This is a genomic window from Solirubrobacter soli DSM 22325 (assembly GCF_000423665.1).
Taxonomy (GTDB): domain Bacteria; phylum Actinomycetota; class Thermoleophilia; order Solirubrobacterales; family Solirubrobacteraceae; genus Solirubrobacter; species Solirubrobacter soli.
Genome location: NZ_KE384070.1, coordinates 228,800 through 248,473 on the forward strand (window position 1 = coordinate 228,800; position 19,674 = coordinate 248,473).

General features: G+C 72.6%; 17 protein-coding genes. 8 read left to right on the plus strand and 9 right to left on the minus strand.

Annotated features, from left to right (window positions below; genetic code table 11):
• The first annotated feature begins 9 nt into the window (after positions 1–9).
• Entirely contained in the window at positions 10–1,926 is a 1,917-nt protein-coding gene (locus tag G569_RS0133975) for an alkyl/aryl-sulfatase (RefSeq protein WP_037501126.1), read from the plus strand.
• On the opposite strand, the gene G569_RS0133980 is transcribed toward G569_RS0133975, so the two are convergent.
• Genes G569_RS0133980 through G569_RS0133990 form a run of 3 tightly spaced genes read right to left on the minus strand, consistent with a single transcriptional unit; the run spans position 1,923 to position 4,868 of the window.
• Entirely contained in the window at positions 1,923–2,795 is an 873-nt protein-coding gene (locus tag G569_RS0133980) for an exodeoxyribonuclease III (protein WP_037501129.1), read from the minus strand. The genes G569_RS0133975 and G569_RS0133980 overlap by 4 nt on opposite strands.
• A 3-nt stretch (positions 2,796–2,798) precedes the next feature.
• Complete coding sequence (locus tag G569_RS53835; protein WP_245602642.1) at positions 2,799–3,974, minus strand: multidrug effflux MFS transporter; 1,176 nt, start codon at positions 3,972–3,974, stop codon at positions 2,799–2,801.
• Between the two features lie 48 nt (positions 3,975–4,022).
• Positions 4,023–4,868 (minus strand): helix-turn-helix transcriptional regulator, encoded by an 846-nt coding sequence (locus G569_RS0133990; RefSeq protein WP_084285993.1) that lies wholly within the window; start codon positions 4,866–4,868, stop codon positions 4,023–4,025.
• A 230-nt stretch (positions 4,869–5,098) separates the two neighbouring features.
• Here G569_RS0133990 and fdh point away from each other — a divergent pair, with 230 nt between their 5' ends.
• The 4 genes from fdh to G569_RS53850 all read left to right on the plus strand — a co-directional run bounded on the left by fdh (position 5,099) and on the right by G569_RS53850 (position 10,847).
• A complete protein-coding gene (fdh, locus tag G569_RS53840) occupies positions 5,099–8,167 on the plus strand; it encodes a formate dehydrogenase (protein ID WP_306765323.1) in 3,069 nt (1,022 codons plus the stop codon).
• The gene (locus G569_RS0134005; protein ID WP_037501133.1) at positions 8,164–8,988 is read left to right on the plus strand and encodes a 4Fe-4S dicluster domain-containing protein; all 825 of its coding nucleotides are present in this window, start codon (positions 8,164–8,166) and stop codon (positions 8,986–8,988) included. Before fdh ends, G569_RS0134005 begins: the two co-directional genes overlap by 4 nt.
• Positions 8,985–10,019 carry a polysulfide reductase NrfD gene (locus tag G569_RS53845; protein ID WP_157592505.1) on the plus strand — a complete coding sequence of 345 codons (1,035 nt, stop codon included), beginning with the start codon at positions 8,985–8,987 and terminating at the stop codon, positions 10,017–10,019. The genes G569_RS0134005 and G569_RS53845 overlap by 4 nt, the downstream gene beginning before the upstream one ends.
• Before the next feature lie 75 nt (positions 10,020–10,094).
• Positions 10,095–10,847, plus strand: a complete 753-nt coding sequence (locus G569_RS53850; protein ID WP_053227389.1) for a SigB/SigF/SigG family RNA polymerase sigma factor — start codon at positions 10,095–10,097, stop codon at positions 10,845–10,847.
• Between the two features lie 9 nt (positions 10,848–10,856).
• Here the strand turns inward: G569_RS53850 and G569_RS61755 are convergent, their stop codons facing one another.
• From G569_RS61755 to G569_RS53865, 5 genes are read right to left on the minus strand one after another with little or no spacing between them, the layout of a single operon-like run.
• The gene (locus G569_RS61755; RefSeq protein WP_169542302.1) at positions 10,857–12,410 is read right to left on the minus strand and encodes a glucosyl-3-phosphoglycerate synthase; all 1,554 of its coding nucleotides are present in this window, start codon (positions 12,408–12,410) and stop codon (positions 10,857–10,859) included.
• The gene (locus G569_RS53860) at positions 12,407–13,441 is read right to left on the minus strand and encodes an NAD(P)/FAD-dependent oxidoreductase (RefSeq protein ID WP_053227390.1); all 1,035 of its coding nucleotides are present in this window, start codon (positions 13,439–13,441) and stop codon (positions 12,407–12,409) included. Before G569_RS53860 ends, G569_RS61755 begins: the two co-directional genes overlap by 4 nt.
• The gene (locus G569_RS0134030) at positions 13,429–13,992 is read right to left on the minus strand and encodes a class I SAM-dependent DNA methyltransferase (RefSeq protein ID WP_028066728.1); all 564 of its coding nucleotides are present in this window, start codon (positions 13,990–13,992) and stop codon (positions 13,429–13,431) included. The genes G569_RS53860 and G569_RS0134030 overlap by 13 nt, the downstream gene beginning before the upstream one ends.
• On the minus strand, positions 13,989–14,915 hold the full coding sequence (locus tag G569_RS0134035; RefSeq protein WP_028066729.1) for an acyl-CoA dehydrogenase family protein: 927 nt from the start codon (positions 14,913–14,915) through the stop codon (positions 13,989–13,991). Before G569_RS0134035 ends, G569_RS0134030 begins: the two co-directional genes overlap by 4 nt.
• A gap of 10 nt (positions 14,916–14,925) precedes the next feature.
• Complete coding sequence (locus tag G569_RS53865) at positions 14,926–15,525, minus strand: polysaccharide deacetylase family protein (RefSeq protein ID WP_053227391.1); 600 nt, start codon at positions 15,523–15,525, stop codon at positions 14,926–14,928.
• A 36-nt stretch (positions 15,526–15,561) separates the two neighbouring features.
• Between G569_RS53865 and G569_RS0134045 the strand changes: the two genes are divergently transcribed.
• Positions 15,562–16,224: an HAD family hydrolase gene (locus tag G569_RS0134045; protein ID WP_028066730.1), complete on the plus strand. Its 663-nt coding sequence runs from the start codon at positions 15,562–15,564 to the stop codon at positions 16,222–16,224.
• On the opposite strand, the gene G569_RS53870 is transcribed toward G569_RS0134045, so the two are convergent.
• The gene (locus G569_RS53870) at positions 16,211–17,056 is read right to left on the minus strand and encodes a CHAD domain-containing protein (RefSeq protein ID WP_245602654.1); all 846 of its coding nucleotides are present in this window, start codon (positions 17,054–17,056) and stop codon (positions 16,211–16,213) included. The two genes, G569_RS0134045 and G569_RS53870, sit on opposite strands and share 14 nt — an antisense overlap.
• Here G569_RS53870 and G569_RS64915 point away from each other — a divergent pair.
• A complete protein-coding gene (locus tag G569_RS64915) occupies positions 16,993–17,643 on the plus strand; it encodes a hypothetical protein (RefSeq protein ID WP_028066731.1) in 651 nt (216 codons plus the stop codon). The genes G569_RS53870 and G569_RS64915 overlap by 64 nt on opposite strands.
• Positions 17,640–19,556 (plus strand): thiamine pyrophosphate-dependent enzyme, encoded by a 1,917-nt coding sequence (locus G569_RS0134060; RefSeq protein ID WP_028066732.1) that lies wholly within the window; start codon positions 17,640–17,642, stop codon positions 19,554–19,556. Before G569_RS64915 ends, G569_RS0134060 begins: the two co-directional genes overlap by 4 nt.
• The last annotated feature ends 118 nt before the right edge of the window (positions 19,557–19,674 follow it).

The window sequence follows — 19,674 nt, forward strand, 5'->3', positions numbered from 1 at the left end:
TCCGCCGGCATGAGCGGACGGGACGAGCTGGGGCGGGCGGACGCGACACCGGCGACGCGAGCGGCGAACGATGCACTGCTCGGGGAGCTGCCATTCGAGGACACGCGGGACTTCGAGGAGGCCGCGCGCGGGCTGATCGCGCCGCTGCCCGACGAGGGTCGTGTGCGCGGCGCCGACGGCGGCCTCGTCTGGGACCTCTCGCGCTTCGCGTTCATCCACGAGCACGAGGAGGCGCCGGCGACGGTCAACCCGAGCCTGTGGCGGCAGACACGACTGGTCGTGCAGGGCGGGCTCTACGAGGTCGTTCCCGGGCTCTACCAGGTGCGCACGCTCGACCTGTCGAACATCACGTTCGCGGAGGGCGAGGACGGGATCGTCGTGTTCGACCCGTTGATCTCGACCGAGACCGCGGCAGCCGCGCTCGAGCTCTACTACCAGCACCGGCCGCGCAAGCCGGTCGTCGCCGTGGTCTTCTCACACAGCCACGTCGACCATTTCGGCGGCGTCCGCGGGATCGTCGACGAGGCCGACGTGAAGGCCGGCAAGGTCAAGATCGTCGCCCCGGAGGGCTTCCTCGAGGCGGCGGTCGCGGAGAACGTGCTGGCGGGCAACGTCATGAGCCGGCGGGCGAGCTACATGTACGGCAACCTGCTGCCCGCCGACCCGCGGGGGCAGGTCGGCGCCGGGCTCGGCATGTCCACGTCGTTCGGGACGGTCGGGCTGATCGTGCCGACCGACATCGTCTCGGAGACCGGGCAGCGGATGACGCTCGCCGGCCTGGACTTCGAATTCATGATGGCGCCTGACAGCGAGGCGCCCGCCGAGATGCACTGGTTCATCGAGCAGTTCAAGGCGGTCACCGCGGCCGAGAACTGCTGCCACACGCTGCACAACACCTACTCGCTGCGCGGCACGAAGATCCGCGACCCGCTGGCCTGGTCGAAGTACCTCGAGCGGACGATCTCGCTGTGGGGCGACCGCACCGAGGTCCTCTTCGGCATGCACCACTGGCCCGCGTGGGGACGCGAGCGCGTGCTCGAGCTCCTCGGCATGGCCCGCGACGGGTATCGGTTCATCAACGACGAGACGCTCCGGCTGGCCAACCACGGCCTGACCCCGCCCGAGATCGCCGAACGGATCGAGTTCACGGGCGAGCTGGGACGCCACTGGGCGATGCGCGGCTACTACGGCTCGCTCAACCACAACGTCAAGGCGACCTACGTCAACTACCTCGGCTGGTTCGACGGCAACCCCGCCAACCTGCACACGCATCCGCCCGAGGAGGCCGCCAAGCGCTACGTCGAGTTCATGGGCGGCGCCGACGCCGTGGTCGCGAAGGCAGGCGCGGCGTTCGAGCGCGGCGACTACCGCTGGGTGGCCGAGGTCGTCAACCACGTGGTCTTCGCCGACCCCGACAACCGCGCCGCCCGCGAGCTGCAGGCGGACGCGCTCGAGCAGCTCGGCTACCAGTCGGAGTCCGGCCCGTGGCGCAACTTCTACCTCAGCGCCGCCGCGGAGCTGCGCGCGGGCGTGCGCGTGTTGCCGGCGCCCTCCACGGCCAGCCACGACCTCGTGAGCTCGATGAGCGTCACGCTCTTCTTCGACTACCTCGCCGTCCGCCTGAACGGCGAGCGCGCGGGCGACCGGCGGCTGACGATCGTCTGCGAGTTCCCCGACCTCGGGGAGACGTGGACGATGCTGCTGCGCCACGGCGCGCTCAGCCACCGCCGCGGGCCGGTCGACGGCGCCGACGCCACGGTCGTGATCGACCGCAGCGACCTCAACGGCGTCATCCTCGGCACCGCCGACATCGCGCAGCAGATCAAGGACGGACGGGCCAGGCTCGAGGGCGACCCTCAGGCGCTGCGCGACCTCGTCGAGCTGCTCGACGAGTTCGAGTTCTGGTTCAACATCGTCACACCCTAATCCGGGAGCGACTGCGGGAGCTTCTTGGCGCCGCGCTTGGTGACCGGCGCCGAGGGTGGGGGGACGACCGGGCCGATGTCTCCGTCGGGCGCCTCGTCGAGGTCGACGATCACCGGCGCGTGGTCGGACGGGCCCTTGCCCTTGCGCGCCTTGCGGTCGATCCACGCGGCCTTCACGCGCTCGGCCACCGCGTCGCCCGCCAGCACCAGGTCGATCCGCATGCCGAGGTCCTGGTGGAACATGCCCGCGCGATAGTCCCAGTACGAGAAGACGCGCTCGGTGGGCCAGCGGTCGCGGACCACGTCGTGCAACCCGGTCGACTGCAGCTCGGCGAGGGCATCGCGCTCCGGCTTGGTCACGTGGGTGTGGCCCTCGTAGGCGCCGGGGTCGAAGACGTCCTCGTCGGTCGGCGCGATGTTCATGTCACCGAGCACGACGGTCGTCGACGGGTCGCCGGCGGCGACGTCGGCCCGCAGCGCACGCAGCCACTCGAGCTTGTACCGGTAGTGGTCGGAGTCGGGGGCCCGGCCGTTCGGGACGTAGACCGAGATGAAGCGGATGCCGCCGCAGACCGCCGAGACCGCGCGCGGCTCGGGTCCCGGGAAGCCGGGACCGTCGGGCAGCCCGCGCACGACGTCCTCGAGGCCGACGCGGGAGAGGATCGCGACGCCGTTCCATTGCGCGACGCCGTGGGCCGCGAGCTCGTAGCCCCGGGCCTCGAGCTCACCGCCGAGCAACTCGGTGAGCGCGTCGTCGGCGAGCTTGGTCTCCTGCAGGCAGACGACGTCGGGCTCGCGCTCGTCGAGCCATGGCAGCAGACGCGGCACCCGCTGCTTGATCGAGTTGACGTTCCAGGTGACGATCCGCACGCCCTACACGGTATTGAGCGCGCTCGACGCATCGGTGACACGGACGCGGGTCGTGGCGAGGGCCAGGACGGCGAGGGTGATCGCGGCGGCGATCGTGAGCGCCATCGGCAGCGCGTCGGCGGCGCCCGCGACGCCGACGAGCGGCGCGGCGGCGGCGCCGATCAGGAACTGCGACGTGCCGAGCAGCGCGGACGCCGCGCCCGCGTCGGCCGGGTGGTCGGCGAGCGCGAGGGCGGTCGCGTTGGGGTTGACGAGCCCGATGCTCGACACGACCAGCGTCAGCGCGACGAGGACGACGCCGACCGGAGCGTCGACGGCGATGCCGGCTCCGAGCAGCACGGCGCCGGCCGCGCCCAGCGCCACGCCGACGCACAGCAGCTGGGCCGGGGTCGCGCGGCCGATCAGCCGCCGGCTCGCGTAGGAGGCGACGACGATCCCCAGCCCGTTGACGGCGAACACGAGCGCGTAGAGCTGCGGGCTGAGGCCGTAGATCGTCTGCAGCACGAACGGCGAGCCCGCGATGTAGGCGAACATCGCGCCCATCATCAGGCCGCTGCAGAGGGCGTAGGCGACGAAGCGCCGGTCGCGCAGGACCGCGCGGGTCCCGCCGCCGCGACGGTCGGTGCGGGGCGCGAGCGATTCCGGCAGGCCGCGGGCCGTGGCGGCCAGTAGCGCCGCGGCGACGAGCGAGAGGACGACGAAGACGCCGCGCCAGTCGGTCACGGCCAGCAGCACCCCGCCCACGATCGGCGCGAGGATCGGCGCGATCCCGCCCACGAGCATCAGCGACGAGAACAGCCGCGCGGCGGCATCCCCCTCGTAGAGGTCGCGCACGATCGCGCGCCCGACGACGATCCCGGCGGCGCCCCCGAGGCCCTGGAGGAAGCGCAGCGCCACGAGGGCCTCGACCGACGGTGCGAGCGCGCAGGCGAGCGAGGCGGCGGCGAACAGCGTCGCGCCCACGAGCACCGGCCGCCGGCGCCCCAGCCGGTCGCTCAGCGGACCCGCCAGCAGCTGGCCGAGCGCGAGCCCCGCGAGGCACGCGGTGAGCGTCAGCTGGGTCGCGGACGCCGACGCGCCGAGGTCGTCGCTGAGCTGCGGCAGCCCGGGCAGGTACATGTCCAGCGAGAGCGGGCCGACCGAGGCGAGGCCACCGAGGAGCAGGGCGAGTCTGCGCACGCTCACCAGCATCGGAGACGACGCGCTCGGCGGGAATGACCGAAGCGCTCAGATGTATGGACTTTTCCGGTACTCGGTCGGCGCGCGGCCGTAGCGCCGTTTGAAGGCGCGCGAGAAGTACAGCCGGTCGTCGAACCCGATCCGGTAGGCGATCTCGCCGACGTCGAGGTCGGTGAACCGCAGCAGCCGCGCGCCCTCGAGCAGCACCCGCTCGGCGATCAGCTCCTTGAGCCCGTTCCCGGTCAGCGCCCGCAGCGCGCGGGTCAGCGCGGGCTGCGGGACGGCCAGCGCGAGCGCGTAATGGCGGGCGTCGTGGTGGCGGGCGAAGTCGCGCTCCAGCACGCCCGCGAAGCGGCGGAACAGCGCGGTGTCGGCGTCGTCGTGCTCGCCCTCGCCCGCGTCGTAGGAGCGCTCCAGCCACAGCAGCAGCGTCAGCACGAGGTAGCGGGCGATCTCGTCGCCGCGCGGCTCGGGCACGCGCTGGGACTCGGCATGCAGCGCCGCGACGACCGCCTCCAGCGCGGGGATGTCGGCCTCGGGGACGACGATCGTCCGCGAGCCCCGCCGCGCCAGCAGCCAGCCCGGGTCCGCTCGCGCCGAGGGTCCCGCGTGCAGGAGCTCGTCGCCGAACCGCACGACGGCGCCGTCGAGCCCAGTCACCCGCTCGAACACGTGGACCTGCCCGCGGCCGACGATCGTCACCGCGTTCGCGACCACCGGCACGCGCTCGCCGTCGATCAGGTGGTGGCCGCTTCCTGCCCGCGTCCAGAACAGCTCGTGATAGTCGTGCCGGTGCGGCGCGCGTGGGACGTCGACGACGTGGCCGGCGAACCGCTCGACCTCGAACGTCGCCGAGGCGAGACGATCGACCTCGAGCACGGCGGAAAGCCTCACACACGGTCCGCTCGACGGAGGGTTCGAGCGGACCGTGGGCGCGGCGGGGGAGGGGGTTTGAGCGTTTCGGAGGAGGGGGTTGAAGTTCGCTCACGGCCAGTGTCGGTCGCGGCGAGGAGAACCTTGACCGCGGGCTGCGCCTCCCTCCCCCGAAGAGGGGAGCGGCCGCCCGCGACGTCGCTCTCATCTTCGCGTGATTGACGAACGACGCCTTTGGATAGGACCCCGCCGTGCCTTTCCTGCGCCAACTCGGACGCGATTGGCTCGGCCTCGGGCCGGCCGCGCAGTCGAAGCGCTCGAAGCACCTCGTCGCACGCACGGCCACCGCGGACCGGGTCGTGCGCTCGATCTGCCCCTACTGCGCCGTCGGCTGCGGCCAGCGGGTGTTCGTCAAGGACGAGCAGGTCATCCAGATCGAGGGCGACCCGGACTCGCCGATCTCGCGCGGCCGGCTGTGCCCGAAGGGGTCGGCGAGCAAGAGCCTCGTCACCAGTCCCGCGCGCTTGACGAAGGTCAAGTACCGGCGCCCCAACTCGACCGAGTGGGAGTCGCTGGACCTCGAGACGGCGATGGACATGATCGCCGACCGGGTCGCCGAGACCCGCGAGCAGACGTGGGAGGACGCGAACGCCGACGGCGAGCCGCTCAATCGCACGCTCGGGCTGGCGTTCCTCGGCGGCGCGACGCTGGACACGGAGGAGAACTACCTCCTCAAGAAGAGCTTCACGGCGATCGGCGCGGTGTCGATCGAGAACCAGGCCCGCATATGACACTCGAGCACGGTTCCCGGTCTGGGGACCTCGTTCGGGCGCGGCGGCGCCACCACGTTCCAGCAGGACCTGCAGAACTCCGACTGCATCGTGATCATGGGCTCGAACATGGCCGAGCAGCACCCGGTGGGCTTCCAGTGGGTGATCGAGGCCAAGGAGCGCGGCGCGGAGGTCTTCCACGTCGACCCGCGCTTCACGCGCACCAGCGCGATCGCCGATCTGCACATCCCGCTGCGGACGGGCTCTGACATCGCCCTGCTGGGCGGGATCATCAACCACATCCTCAGCACCGGCAGCGAGCTGCGCGAGTACGTCCGGCACTTCACGAACGCCCCGGTGATCCTCAAGGAGCAGTTCCGCGACACGGAGGACCTCGATGGCTTCTTCTCCGGCTGGAACGAACAGGACAAGGCGTACCTCGTCGACTCGTGGGGCTACCGCGGGACCGAGGGCGCGCTGGCCGCCGACAAGCACGAGCAGACCGGCGACGTCTCGGGCGATCAGGCGCACGGCGCGCACGGCATGGAGCTCGACCAGGGCGAGCCGCCCGAGATCGACATGGACCTCGAGCACCCGATGTGCGTCTTCCAGGTGCTCAAGCGCCACTACGCCCGCTACACGCCCGAGTACGTGGAGCGTGTCTGCGGCGTCCCGCGCGACCGCTTCCTGCGCCTCGCCGACGCGCTGTGCCGCAACTCGAAGGCGGACCGCACCTCGGCGCTCGTCTACTCGGTCGGCTGGACACAGCACACGACCGGGGTCCAGATCATCCGCGCGGGCGCGATCATCCAGCTGCTGCTCGGCAACATCGGCCGCCCTGGCGGCGGCATCCTCGCCCTGCGCGGGCACGCGAACATCCAGGGCTCGACGGACATCCCGACGCTCTACGACATCCTGCCGAGCTACATCCCGATGCCACATCCGGGGGCGCGGAGCGACCTCGACGCCTTCGTCGAGCGCAACGGCCCTTCGACCGGCGTCTGGGGCGAGCTGAAGGCGTACACGGTGTCGCTGCTGAAGGCGTGGTTCGGGGACGCGGCGACGGCGGCCAACGGCTACCTGTTCGAGCATCTGCCGCGCGTCGACGGCGACTTCTCGCACTACGCGATGCTCCAGAAGATGCTCGACGGCGACTGCCGCGGCTTCATCGTGGCGGGTCAGAATCCGGTCGTCGGCTCGGCGAACTCCGGGCTGGTCCGCAAGGCGTTGCGGAACCTCGACTGGCTCGTCGTGCGCGACCTGTTCGAGATCGAGACCGCGACCGTCTGGGTCGAGGGCGCCGAGGACGTCGGCACCGAGGTGTTCCTGCTGCCCGCCGCGGCCCACACCGAGAAAGAGGGGACGTTCACGAACACGCAGCGTCTCCTGCAGTGGCGTCACAAGGCGGTCGAGCCACCGGGAGACTGCCGCTCGGAGCTGTGGTTCGCCTACCACCTGGCGCGTCGGCTGCGACAGCGCATCACGGGTTCCAGCTTGCTGAACGCGCTGACACTCGACTACCCGCTGCTCGGCGAGCACGACGAGCCGGACGCGGACGCCGTCCTGCGCGAGATCAACGGTCGCATGCCCGACGGGTCGTGCGTGTCGAGCTACCAGGACCTGGCCGACGACGGCAGCACCACGTGCGGGTCATGGCTGCACGCCGGGATCTACGCCGGCGGCGTCAACCAGACGGCCCGGCGAAAGCCGCACACCGAGCAGAACTGGATCGCCGCGGAATGGGGGTGGGCGTGGCCGTCCAACCGCCGCATCCTCTACAACCGGGCGTCCGCGCGGCCGGACGGGACGCCATGGTCCGAGCGCAAGCGCTACGTCTGGTGGGACGCGGAGAAGGGCAAGTGGACGTCCAACGGCGACGACCCGGACTTCACGCCCGACAAGGCGCCGGACTACCTCCCGCCGGAGGACGCCACCGGGTTGGAGGCGTTGCGCGGCAGCGCACCGTTCATCGCCCACCCCGACGGGCTCGGCTGGCTGTACGCGCCGAGTGGCCTCGTCGACGGCCCGCTGCCCACGCACTACGAGCCCGAGGAATCGCCCGTGCACAACGCGCTCTACGGCGTCGACGCCAACCCGACCCGCCAGCGGATGCCGGGCAATCGCTACCACGTGTCGCCTTCGCACGAATTCCCGTTCGCGCTGACCACCTACCGGCTGACGGAGCACCACACAGCGGGTGCCATGTCGCGCACGCTCCCGTACCTCGCGGAGCTGCAGCCCGAACTGTTCGTCGAGGTCTCGCCGGAACTGGCCGCGCTGCGCGGGCTCGAGCACGCGGGCTGGGCGACGATCCGCACCGCCCGCTCCGCGATCGAGGCGCGCGTCATGGTCACGGACCGGCTCGGGCCGCTCGAGCTCGACGGGCGGATCGTGCACCAGGTCGGCCTGCCGTACCACTGGGGCGCGAACGGCCTGGTGACCGGCGACGCCGCCAATGAGCTGTTGGCGCAGGCGCTCGACCTCAACACCCACATCTCCGAGTACAAGTCGCTGACCTGCGACGTGCGCCCCGGGAGGCGACCGCGATGACACAGCCGCGCATGGGGTTCTTCACCGACACGAGCGTCTGCATCGGCTGCAAGGCGTGCGAGGTCGCCTGCAAGGAATGGAACAACGTGCCGGCCTCGCCGAACGGCTTCACCGGCGACTCCTACGACAACACGATCGACCTCGGCGCCAACACCTGGCGCCACGTCGCCTTCATCGAGCAGCGCAAGGAGCTCGACCTCGTCGACGCCGCGATCGTCGAGCAGAGCGGGCTGCAGACCTACCAGGACGGCGACGGCATGCGCTGGCTGATGGCCTCCGACGTCTGCAAGCACTGCACCCACGCCGCCTGCCTCGAAGCCTGTCCCACCGGCGCGCTTTTCCGCACGGAGTTCGGGACCGTCGTCGTCCAGCCCGACGTCTGCAACGGCTGCGGCTACTGCGTGCCCGCGTGTCCGTTCGGGGTGATCGACCGGCGCGAGGACGACGGCCGCGTCTGGAAGTGCACGCTCTGCTACGACCGGCTCAAGGACGACCGCGAGCCCGCGTGCGCGCAGGCCTGCCCGACCAACTCGATCCAGTTCGGGGAGCTCGAGGAGTTGCGCGAGCGAGGCGAGGCGCGGCTCGCGCAGCTGCAGGACGCCGGTCTCGTGGACGCGCGGCTGTACGGGGCCGACGATGACGACGGCGTCGGTGGCTTCGGCGCGTTCTTCCTGCTCCTCGACGAGCCGGAGACCTACCGGCTCCCGCCCGACCCGGTCGATCCGCTGCGCGACATCCGGAGCGTGTGGGCGGCGACCGGCGCCGCCGCGGTCGCGCTCGGCGGCGCGCTGGCGGCGGCGGTGCTGTGGAGGCGCGGATGAGGCCCGAGCTCGTCCCGGCCCAGGAGCGGCCGATCATCAAACCGCCGGTCTGGACGCCCGAGATCCCGCTGTACTTCTATGTGGGCGGGCTGGCGGGCGGGAGCGCCGGGTTCGGGCTGCTGTCGGGGCTGCGCGGGGAGGACGCGATCGCGCGCCGGGCCTGGGGACTGGCGCTCGCCGGCAGCGCCGTCAGCCCCGCGCTGCTGATCTCCGACCTGGGCGTCCCGTCGCGATTCCTGAACATGCTGCGGATGGTCAAGGTGACGTCGCCGATGAGCATCGGCTCGTGGGTGCTGGCGGGCTTCGGCACCGCCACCGCTCCCGCCGCGCTGCACGCGTTCACGCGCGGCCGGCTCGGTGCGTTCGGCACGGCCGCGCAGGTGACGTCGGGCCTGCTCGGCCTGCCGCTGAGCGCGTACACCGCGGCGCTGATCGCCAACACCGCCGTGCCGGTCTGGCGCGAGGCGCGCGCCGAGCTCCCGTTCGTGTTCTGCGGCGGCGCGGCGGCCAGCGCCGGGGCCGCGCTGACGCTGCTGTCGCCGGTCGAGGAAGCGTCGGCCGCGCGGCGGCTCGCCATCGGCGGCGCGGCGGTCGAGGTGCTGGTCGCGCAGGTGATGGAGCGCCGCCTGCGCGCGCTGGGCGTCGGAGCGCCGTACAAACGGTCCGCGGTCCACAGTGCGGCGAAGGCCCTGACGCTGGCGGGCGCGGCCATGATCGCGGCCCGCGGCGCCCGTTCGCGCGGCGCGGCGATCACCGGCGGCGCGCTCGTCAGCGCGGGTGCGCTGACCGAGCGCTGGGCGATCTTCCGCGCGGGCACGCACTCGGCGCAGCGCCCGCGGGACACGGTCATCCCCCAGCGCGAGCGCATCCGTTCCGGCCTGAGCCGCGGCGCCGCCCGCAGCGGCGCGCGCCGTGCGGCGCCGGAGTCGACCGACGGCACCCCCGGCCGCCGGTCCGCCGGGTACGGCTCGCCCGCGTTCAGCCTCGTCGACGACGACGCGTCTCGTGAGCCACGGGTTCCCGGCGGGTAGAACCATGGTATGAGGACCCAGGCACGAACTGACGCTGCCCGGCGGTCCATCAGCTCCCCGATCGCCCTCGGCGATGTGACCGAGCTGAGCAATGCCGAGGTGGCCCGGGTGTTCGAGCGCTACGCACGTGAGCGCCGGCCGCAGGACCGGGAGACGCTCGTGCTGCGCTTCCTGCCCCTGGCGCGCCACCTCGCCCGCAAGTACGCGACGCAGAACGAGCGCGAGGATCTCGAGCAGGTCGCGTGCGAGGCCCTTCTGAAGGCGCTCGACCGGTTCGATCCGTCCCGCGGCCGGGCGTTCACCTCATACGCGGTGCCGACGATCCTCGGCGAGCTCAAGCGGCACTTCCGAGACCGCGGGTGGGCGGTGAAGGTCCCCCGCAGCCTGCAGGAGATGGCGACCCGTGTCGCGACCGCCGCGGGCGAGCTCTCGTCAGAGCTCGGGCGCAGCCCGACCACCGACGAGATCGCCACCCGCTGCGACATCACGGTCGAGCAGGTGCTCGAGGTCTTCGCCTCGCGCAGCGCGCACCGCCCGGAATCCCTCGACCGGCCCGTCAACGACGAGGAGCACACCTCCGTGCTCGAACTGCTCCCCGACGAAGAAGCGGGCTTCGACCGCGTGGAGCGGGCGACCGACCTCTCGCGCCTGATGGCGAGTCTCCATCCGCGCGAGCGTCTGGTGCTCCGGCTGCGCTTCGAAGCGGACCTCGTCCAGCGCGACATCGCGGAGCTGCTCGGGATCTCCCAGATGCACGTCTCGCGCCTGATCCGTCAGGCGATCGCGGCGCTGCAGGAGGCCGCGGAGCAGCCGGTCCGGCAAGCATGATCGGCTTCGTCACGCGCTGAGCGGCGGGCGTTCGTCGGTGCGGGTGGTGAGCGTCTCGCCGTCCGGGAGGACCAGCGGGCCGGGGACGGCGGTGCTCGAGTGGGTGCGGCGCTCGGCCGCGGCGAGGACCTCGAACGCCATCCGCGACAGGGCACGCAGCGACTGGTGGCGGTTCTGGCGGGTGCCGAGGTCGGTCTGCGCCATGCGTTCGAGGCCGACGAGGCGGTGCGCGTCGATCAGGTTGGCGATCTCGACGCCGTAGCCGACCGGGAACGCGAGCTGCTCGAGCAGCTCGCGCGTGGCCGCGACCTCGCCCGCGAGCGGCTGGTGGAAGCCCGCGAGCTCGGGGAAGTGCAGGTTCAGGTAGGGGCGGGCGAGCAGCTCGGTGACGCGTCCGCCGCCGTTGGGATCGATGCCGCCGGTGGTCTTGAACGGGCGCCGGAAGTGGCCCTTGACGAACGCGAGCCGCGGGTCGGCGAGCAACGGTCCGAGGACGCCGAGCGCGAGGCGAGGATCGAAGTCGGTCGTGTCGGTGTCGAGGAAGCAGATCAGCTCGCCGGTGGTGGCGGAGAGCCCGCGCCAGAGGGCGTCGCCCTTGCCCTGCGCCGGGCCGTAGGCGGGCTGGAGCGCGGATTCCTGTTCGACCCACGCGCCGCGGCGTGTGGCGATCGCGGCGGTCCCGTCGGCGGATGCGGCGTCGACCACCAGCAGCTCGTCGACGAGGTCGCCGAGCCCGGCGATGGCATCGAGGACGCTGCCGATCGTGCCCGCGACCTCGCGGGCCGGCAGGATCACGCTGATCGTGCGGTCCTTCAGCGCGCGCAGGCGGTCGAGCGGGAAGTCGTCGGCGTGATAGCTGCGCTCGGCCAGCCAGCCGGTCCGTCGCAGGTCCACGGCGAGCCCGCGCCCGGTACGCCCGAAGCGCCGGCCGGAGGTGGTCACGCGGACCGCCGCGAGCCGTTCGATCGGCACCCCGTGCCGGTGCAGCGCGCGTTCGAAGCCCTCGTCCTCGAGCGCGGCGCGCGGCTCCAGACGACCGACGAGCGAGTAGGTCGCCGCGGTCACGGCGAGCGACGCGCCGGAGAACTGGTGGTGCTCGCGGACGCCCGCGGTGACCACGCTCGCGTGCCGGCGGGCGGCGTCGCGCTCGCGCAGCCGGATCGTCTCAGGCGGGAGGTCGTGTGCCCCGAGCTCGATCCGCCCGCCGATCGCCCGCGCCCCGGTGGCGACGGCGTCGAGCTGGCGGCGCAGCCAGTCGGGCGCCGGCTCGGAGTCCGCGTCGGTGGTGGCGATCAACCCGTGCGGCGGCAGGCGCTCGGCGGCGAGGTCCATGCCGTGGCGGCGGGCGTGGCCGACGCCGGGCTCCGCCGCCTCCACGATGTGGAGCGTCATGTCACCCGCCGCCGCTCGGGCCCGCTCGGCGGTGGCATCGGAGCAGCGGTCGAGGACGAGCAGCACCTCGTAGTCGCCGCGGCTGACACCCTCCTGCGCCGCGAGCGCGGCGATGCAGGCGCCGATCAACTCCTCCTCGTCGCGGGCGGGGACGACGACGCAGGCGATCACGGGAGCGGCTCCTTGCCCTCGATCAGCGCGCGGCCGCGTTCGTAGTCCCCGTCGCGCTCGTGGGTGAGCACGCCGACCGTGACGCCGCCGGTGCCGTACCAGATCGCCCAGGCGCCGTGACCGTGGTCTGCGACGCGAACCTCGTCGTAGCCGTCGCCCCACGCGACGTACTTGAGCGTGTGGTCGCCGATCGTCGACCAGAACCCGGGGGCGACGTCCCATCGGGCGTCCTCGCCGGCGAGCACGCGCCCGGCGACCTCGCCCATGTTCAGCGCCTCGCCCCAGTGCTCGACGGGCAGCGGCCGGCCCGCGCGGGCGTTGTGCGCCAGGGCGGCGTCGCCGACCGCGAAGACGTCCTCGCGCTTGCTGCGCATGTGCTCGTCGACGGGGATGCGGGGCGACTCGACGCCGACGGCCTCGAGCCTCAGCCCGTCCGTGTCCTGCGCCTGCTCGCCGAGTTTGAGGCGGATGCCGAGCTCGCTGAGGAAGCCCGTGATCCGCCTCCCGGCCTCCTCGCCCAAGCGAGCGGCGTGCGGGATGTCCTCGTCGCTGACCAGCGTGACGTCGAGGCCGCGCATGGCCAGCGAGGCGGCGGCCTCGCAGCCGATGAAGCCCGAGCCGATCACGGTCGCCGCGTCGGCGGTCTCCGCGGCCGCCCGGAGCGTGCGGGCGTCGGCGAGGCTGCGCAGGACGAGGCCGTTCCCGATCCGCTTGGGCCGCGCGCCGGTGGCGAGGACGAGGCGGTCGAAGCCGAGGGTCTCTCGGCGCAGGACGACCTCGTGGTCGCCGACCTCGACGACGGCGTCCTCGACGACGGTGACCTCGTTCTGCGAGTACCAGTCGGCGGGCTCGATCGGCAGGTCGTCCTCGGTCGCCTCGCCGCGCAGGAAGTCCTTCGAGAGCGGGGGACGCTGGTAGGGGAGTGCGGCCTCGGGCGTGATCAGCGTCACGTCGCCGTCGCCGCCCGCACCGCGGTAGGCGCGTGCGGTGGCGAGCGCGGCGGGCCCGCCGCCGGCGATCAGGACGCGCATACGCGGAAGCGGTCCAGGTTGTACTCGGGCGTCTGGCGGCTCAGCTCGGGCGGCCCGAACCGCTGCCGGAGGCGCTGGTGGACCTCGTCGCCGGTCGCGGGATAGCGCGGCGCGCGCGGGCGCCAGTGGACCGCGAGCAGGACGCCGTCGAGCGTCCGCTCGATCGCGTCGCAGGTGGCGGCGAACGCCGGCTCGTCGAGGTAGTAGAGGACCTCGGAGGCGACGACGAGGTCGTAGGCGCCGTCCGGGAACTCCTCGGGGACCTCGCGGCGCTCGTACGTGACGTTCCGCAGCCCGCGGGCCTTCGCGCGGGCGAGCGCATCGTCGGCGACATCGATCGCCAGCAGCGAGTCGGTGAGCGTCGCGAGCCGCGCGGTGAGCACGCCGATCGAGCAGCCGATCTCGAGGCCGCTGGCGTAACGCCCCGGTGCGAGCGCCTCGATCGTGGCGTCGTACTTGGCCCGTTCGTAGGCGCTGGTCTCGAACCGCCAGGGGTCGGGGTCCTGTGCGTAGAGCTGCTCGAAGAACGCCGGGCGGACGCGGGTGCTCATGCCTGCACGCGCTCCCGGCCGAGGCGGGCGACCGCGGGGTCCAGGCGGTGCTGGAGGACGAAGAGCTCGAAGTCGCGGCGCGCGCGGTCCAGTGCGCCGCCGGTCGCGAACGGGCGGCTGCCGACGGCGCGCGCGGCCTCGTCGAGGATCGTCCTGCCGGCCTGCGCGACGGTCTCGCGGAGCGCGATCGCGCCGTCGTCGTGTTCCGCCGCGTACTCGAACCAGCGGTCGATCGTGGCCTGCGCGGTCGCGATCCGCCCGGCGGCCAGCGCGCGCAGCTCGTCGAGCTCCGGCCGCGCGGCGAGCTCCTGGAAGGTCGCTTCGACGGCGGCGTCGAGGATCCCCGCCCAGCACGCCGCGGTGCGCACGGCGTCACGGCTGAAGAACGGCTCGCGGGTGAGCGGGCGCAGGGTGGCCGCGATCGGTGTCCCGTAGAAGATCACGCGGTGGCTCTCGGACGCCCGCATACCGCTGCCGCGGTACCAGTCCTTGTCGATCTCGACGGCTTCGAGGTCGACGAGGACGAGCGTGCCGCGGGCGACGACCAGTGCTTGGTCGAGTCCACCCGCTCCCGAGCAGAAGACCTTCTCGCCGTGCAGGCGGTCGTGGTCGATGTGGGCGGGGGTGCCGTCGACGGGGTCGGCGCCCCACACGCCGAGGAGGCGGTCTCCCGGGTCCAGCTGATCGAGGGTGAGGCGCTCGTAGGCGTTGTAGTGGCCTTCGAGGATGCGGCCGACCGAGCCGTCGGCCTCCGACACGGCGCGGACGAACGCCCACTCCTCCGCGCGTGACGGCGGCGGGACGAGCGCGCCCGCATGCCTGAGGGCGGCGAAGGCGGCGTGCGGGAAGGCGGGATCGCGGTCCAGCGCGTCCGCGTTGGCGGCGATCTCGTTCAGCAGGTCTTCAGCGGCGGCGACGGTCACGCTTCGGGCACTACCCAAAGGCCGGATTTCCCAATGGCACCGGCACGGGCCAGGCGTCGGTGAGCGGACCGGGCGTGAGACCGCGTGCCCGGGCGCGGTGTGCGAGCGGGGCGATCAGCGCGGCCGTCTCCGCGGCCGTCGCGCGGCGCGCGCCCTCGCCGATCCCGTCGTGCGCGAGCACGATCGCACCGTGGCGCAGCGGGAGTGTCTCGAGCATGACCGCGGCGGGGTCGCCGCGCCAGTCGTGGGTGTCGGCGTCCCACCCGACGAGCTGGAGCCCGCGCTCCTGCGCGAGCGCGCACGTGTACGGCGCGAGATGTCCCCAGGGGACGCGCCAGCGGCGTGGCTTGACGGGGGCGAGCGCTTCGAGTGCCCGCTCGAGGTCCCGCTCGACGTCCGCGCGCGGCGTGAACGGGTGGCGCAGGTGCTCGAACCCGTGGACCTCGATCGTGTGCCCGCCCGCGCGAACTTGATCGAACAGCGCCCGGTGGCGTTCGACCTGGCGGCCGAGCACGAAGAACGTCGCCTTGGCCTCCGCCGCTTCGAGCGCGTCGAGGACGGCCGGCGTGCCGCGTGGGTCCGGGCCGTCGTCGAACGTGAGCGCGAGCATGAGGCCGCTCTACCCAGATCGGGTAATGCGGGTCATATGCCGCCTCCGCCTGTGGTCCTCGACGTCGACGGCACGCTCGTCGACAGCAACTTCCAGCACGCGCTGACCTGGCATCGCGCGTTCGCCCGCCACGGCCGCGCGATCCCCGCGTGGCGGACGCACCGCGCGATCGGCATGGGCGGCGACCAGCTCGTTCCTGCTCTCGCGGGCGAGGAGTGGGCGGCCGAGCACGGTGACGCGGTCGCCGAGACCGAGGCGGCGCTGTTCGGCGAGCTGATCGGCAGTGTCGCCCCGCTGCCAGGAGCGCGGGCGTTCCTCGAGACGCTCAAGGAACGCGGCCACGCCGTCGTCCTCGGCTCATCGGCCAAGCAGAGCGACCTCGACGTCTTCCTCGACGTCCTCGACGCCCGCCGTCTCGTCGACGCCTGGACGGTCTCCGACGACGTCGAGCAGACCAAGCCCGAGCCGGACATCGTCCACGCCGCGCTGGCCAAGCTGGGGAACCCCGGCGACGGCGTGATGGTCGGCGACTCCGTGTACGACATCCAGGCCGCCCACGCCGCCGGCCTCCCGGCGATCGGGCTGCTCACCGGGGGCTTCGGCGCCCAGGAGCTGCGCGACGTGGGCGCGGAGTACGTGTACGAGGACCTCCTCGAGCTCCTGGCGAAGCTCGACGAGTCCCCGCTCAGGCGGCGGTGAGGGTGACGTACCGCCGCGCGCGGCGGGCGAAGGCCTGCGGGCGTTCGGCGTAGACGCGTCGGCCGAGTTCGCGCGCTTCGGCGAGGAGCTCCGCGCGGCGCGTGTCGATCAGCTCGGTGAGGTCGGGGTCGTCGACGTGCTCGGCGAGGACCGCCAGGTCGTGGTCGGCCCCGAGGAGCTTCGAGAGCCTCTTGGCCTCTTTGGCCTGGGCCTTCATGACGCCCGGCCACGTCTGTTCGAGCAGCCGCTGCTGGTACCAGAGGTCCTTGACGCGCTTGCGCCACTCGTGGAGGTTCGCGGTCGTCGGGGCGTGGTCGGCCGTGGCGAAGGCCTTGCGCCCGCGCGCGTACGTGCGTCGCAGCGAGGCGGCCAGGTCGTCGGGGCCGAGATCCCCGAGCGGCCATGGCTCACCCGCCAGCGCGCGGAGGGCGTCGGCGTGGGTGCTCGCGTCTGCCGCCGGCTTGGTTTGGAGGCGGCCGCGGATTCGCGTGAAGGTCGTCTTCGGCCGCTGTCCGGCGTAGCGCTCGGCGAGGTCGTCGATCGTCTCGACCAACACGTCCGCGTCGCGTGTCTCCGACATGGCCCGCCCGGTGTCGCGCAGCGCGCGGTTGCGGCGCCGATAGTGCTTGTCTGACAGCCCGGGGCGCGCGAGCCGCAGCAGCGCCCGCGTCTTCTTGATGCGGTTGCGGGCGCTGCCCAGCGGCAGGGTGCGGCAAAACCCGCGCGGACCCGGTGTAACGCCTCGCGCGGTCGCGGGACGAAGGCGGCATGCGATTGATCCCCTTGCCGGTGAGCTTCCCGGCGACCGTCGCGGCGTTGCACCGGGTGGCAGAAGAGGTGGTCGCTCCGGCTCGCAAGCCCGAGAACGAGATCGCGCTCTACGCGACACCGGGCGGCTTCGGGACGCCGGTGTTCGAGTACGGCGGCGCGCGGCAGCAGGTGCGGGTCGACGGCGCGGAGCTCGTCCACACCGTCGGCGACGAGGAGCGCCGCGCGGCGCTGACGTCGCTCGAGTCGGCGCGCGCTCTGGTGGCGGACCTCGTCCCGGAGCCGCTCAGCGCGGAGCCGCTGACGGTCGACGCGGCCGCGGCCCGCGTGCTCGGTGACTGGTACGGGTTCGGGGACGCGGTCCTCAACGCGTTCTCCGACGCGACGGCGACCGAGGTGCGGCTGTGGCCGGAGCACTTCGACATCGCGATCGAGATGCGAGAGGTCAACTACGGCTTCTCGCCCGGCGATGGGGACCATGACGAGCCGTACGCCTACGTCGGGCCGTGGACGGCCGAGGTCAGCGGCGACCTGTGGAACGCGAAGGGGTTCCGCGGGGCGGAGCTGTCGTATGGCGAGCTCCTGCGCGCGAGCGACCCGCTCGCGGCGGCGCTCGAGTTCTTCACGTTGCGAAAGGACGCCCTGGGATGAACTGGCATCGGGTGCTGGCGGCCGACGAGCTGCCGGAGGGCCGGGTGACGACGGTCGCGGCCGGGCACAAGAGCGTCGCGCTCGTGCACTACGAGGGGCGCTTCGCGGCGCTCGACAACCGCTGCCCGCATCAGGGCGGGCCGCTGGGCGAAGGCTCGATCGAGAACGGCCTGTTGCGCTGCCCGTGGCATGGCTTCGACTACTGCCCGCTGGACGGCACCTCGCCCGGCTTCGATGACACGGCGACCACCTACCCGCTGGAGATCCGCGACGGCGAGGTCTACGTCGGCGTCGTCGAGGACCCACACGTGCGGACCGTCTCGGACGCGATGGTGGAGACGATGGTCAACTGGGGCGTCGAGCACGTCTTCGGCATGGTCGGGCACTCGAATCTCGGCCTCGCGGACGCGTTGCGCCGGGCGGAGGAACGCGGCGAGCTCACCTACATCGGCATCCGCCACGAGGGCGCGGCGGCGTTCGCGGCCTCGGCGTACGGCAAGCTCACCGGGCGCCCTGCCGCGTGCCTGACGATCGCCGGCCCCGGCGCGACGAACCTCCTGACGGGGCTGTGGGACGCGAAGGTCGATCGCGCGCCGGTGCTGGCGCTCACCGGCCAGGTGAACACGCAGGTGCTCGGCCCGGGCGCGTTCCAGGAGGTCGACCTGTCGGCCGCGTTCGGCGCGGTCGCCGCGTGGAGCCAGCCGGTGCTGCGCGACTCCAACCCCGTCGAGCTGATGAACCTCGCCTGCAAGCACGCGCTGCTCAAGCGCGAGGTCGCGCACCTGATCTTCCCCGACGAGGTCCAGACGCTTCCCAGCGAGGCCGCGGCCGGTGGCCCCGATGGTCGTGTGGCATCGCAGCGGATCGCGCCGCCCGCCGAGACGCTGGCCGAGGCGCTGTCTCTGCTCGAGGGCTCCGAGCGCCCGGTGATCATCGTCGGCCATGGCGCCCGGGAGCACATGGTGGAGGTGACCGCGCTGGCCGAGCAGCTCGGCGCACCCGTGATCACGACCTTCAAGGCCAAGGGCCAGATCGGCGACGACCACCCGCTGGCCGCAGGCGTCCTCGGCCGCAGCGGCACCCCCGTGGCGAGCTGGGTCATGAACGAGGCGGACCTGCTGCTGGTGCTCGGCGCCTCCTTCTCCAACCACACCGGCATCTACGCGGGCCACCCGATCATCCAGGTCGACTTCGATCCGCTGCAGCTGGGCAAGTTCCACGCCGTCGACTGCCCGGTCTGGGGCGAGGTCGGCGTCGTCGTCGGGCAGTTGCGCGCCGCGCTCGGGACCCGCACGGACTCCCGCCAGCGCGAGCAGCTCGCCGAGCGGTGGGCGATCTGGCGTGCCGAGAAGGCCAGCCGCGCCGCCGACGATCGCGGGCGGGGCGTGAACTCCGCCGCCGTCTTCGCGGCGCTGGGCCGCGGGCTGCCGGAGAACGCGGTGATCGCCGTGGACGTCGGCAACCACGCGTACTCGTTCGGCCGCTACTTCGAGTGCAAGCGGCACACCGTGCTGATGTCCGGCTACCTCGGCTCGATCGGCTTCGGCTACCCCGCCGCGATCGGCGCCTGGGCCGCCGCCCCGGATCGGCCGATCGTCGCCGTCACCGGCGACGGCGGCTTCGCCCAGTACATGGCCGAGCTGACCACAGCGGTCAAGCACGGCATGAACATCACGCACGTCCTGCTCAACAACGGCCAGCTCGGCAAGATCAGCAAGGAGCAGCGGGCGGGGGAGTGGGACGTCTGGCAGACGTCGCTGCACAACCCGGACTTCTCCGCGTTCGCCCGCAACTGCGGCGCGCTCGGACTGCGCGTCACCGACGCCGCGCAACTCGACGACGCGATCGCCGCCGGCGTCGCGCACGACGGCCCGGCGATGATCGAGGTGATGACGGATCCCGACCTCATCTGACCCAATGCGCGACGATCGCGTGTTCGGTGCGACGCGGGCGAGTCGCCGCTGCCGAGGCCGCTCACGGCGCAGACGCTCGGCGGGTGGTTCGCGCTCCCGGGCGTGACGGCCTCGACGG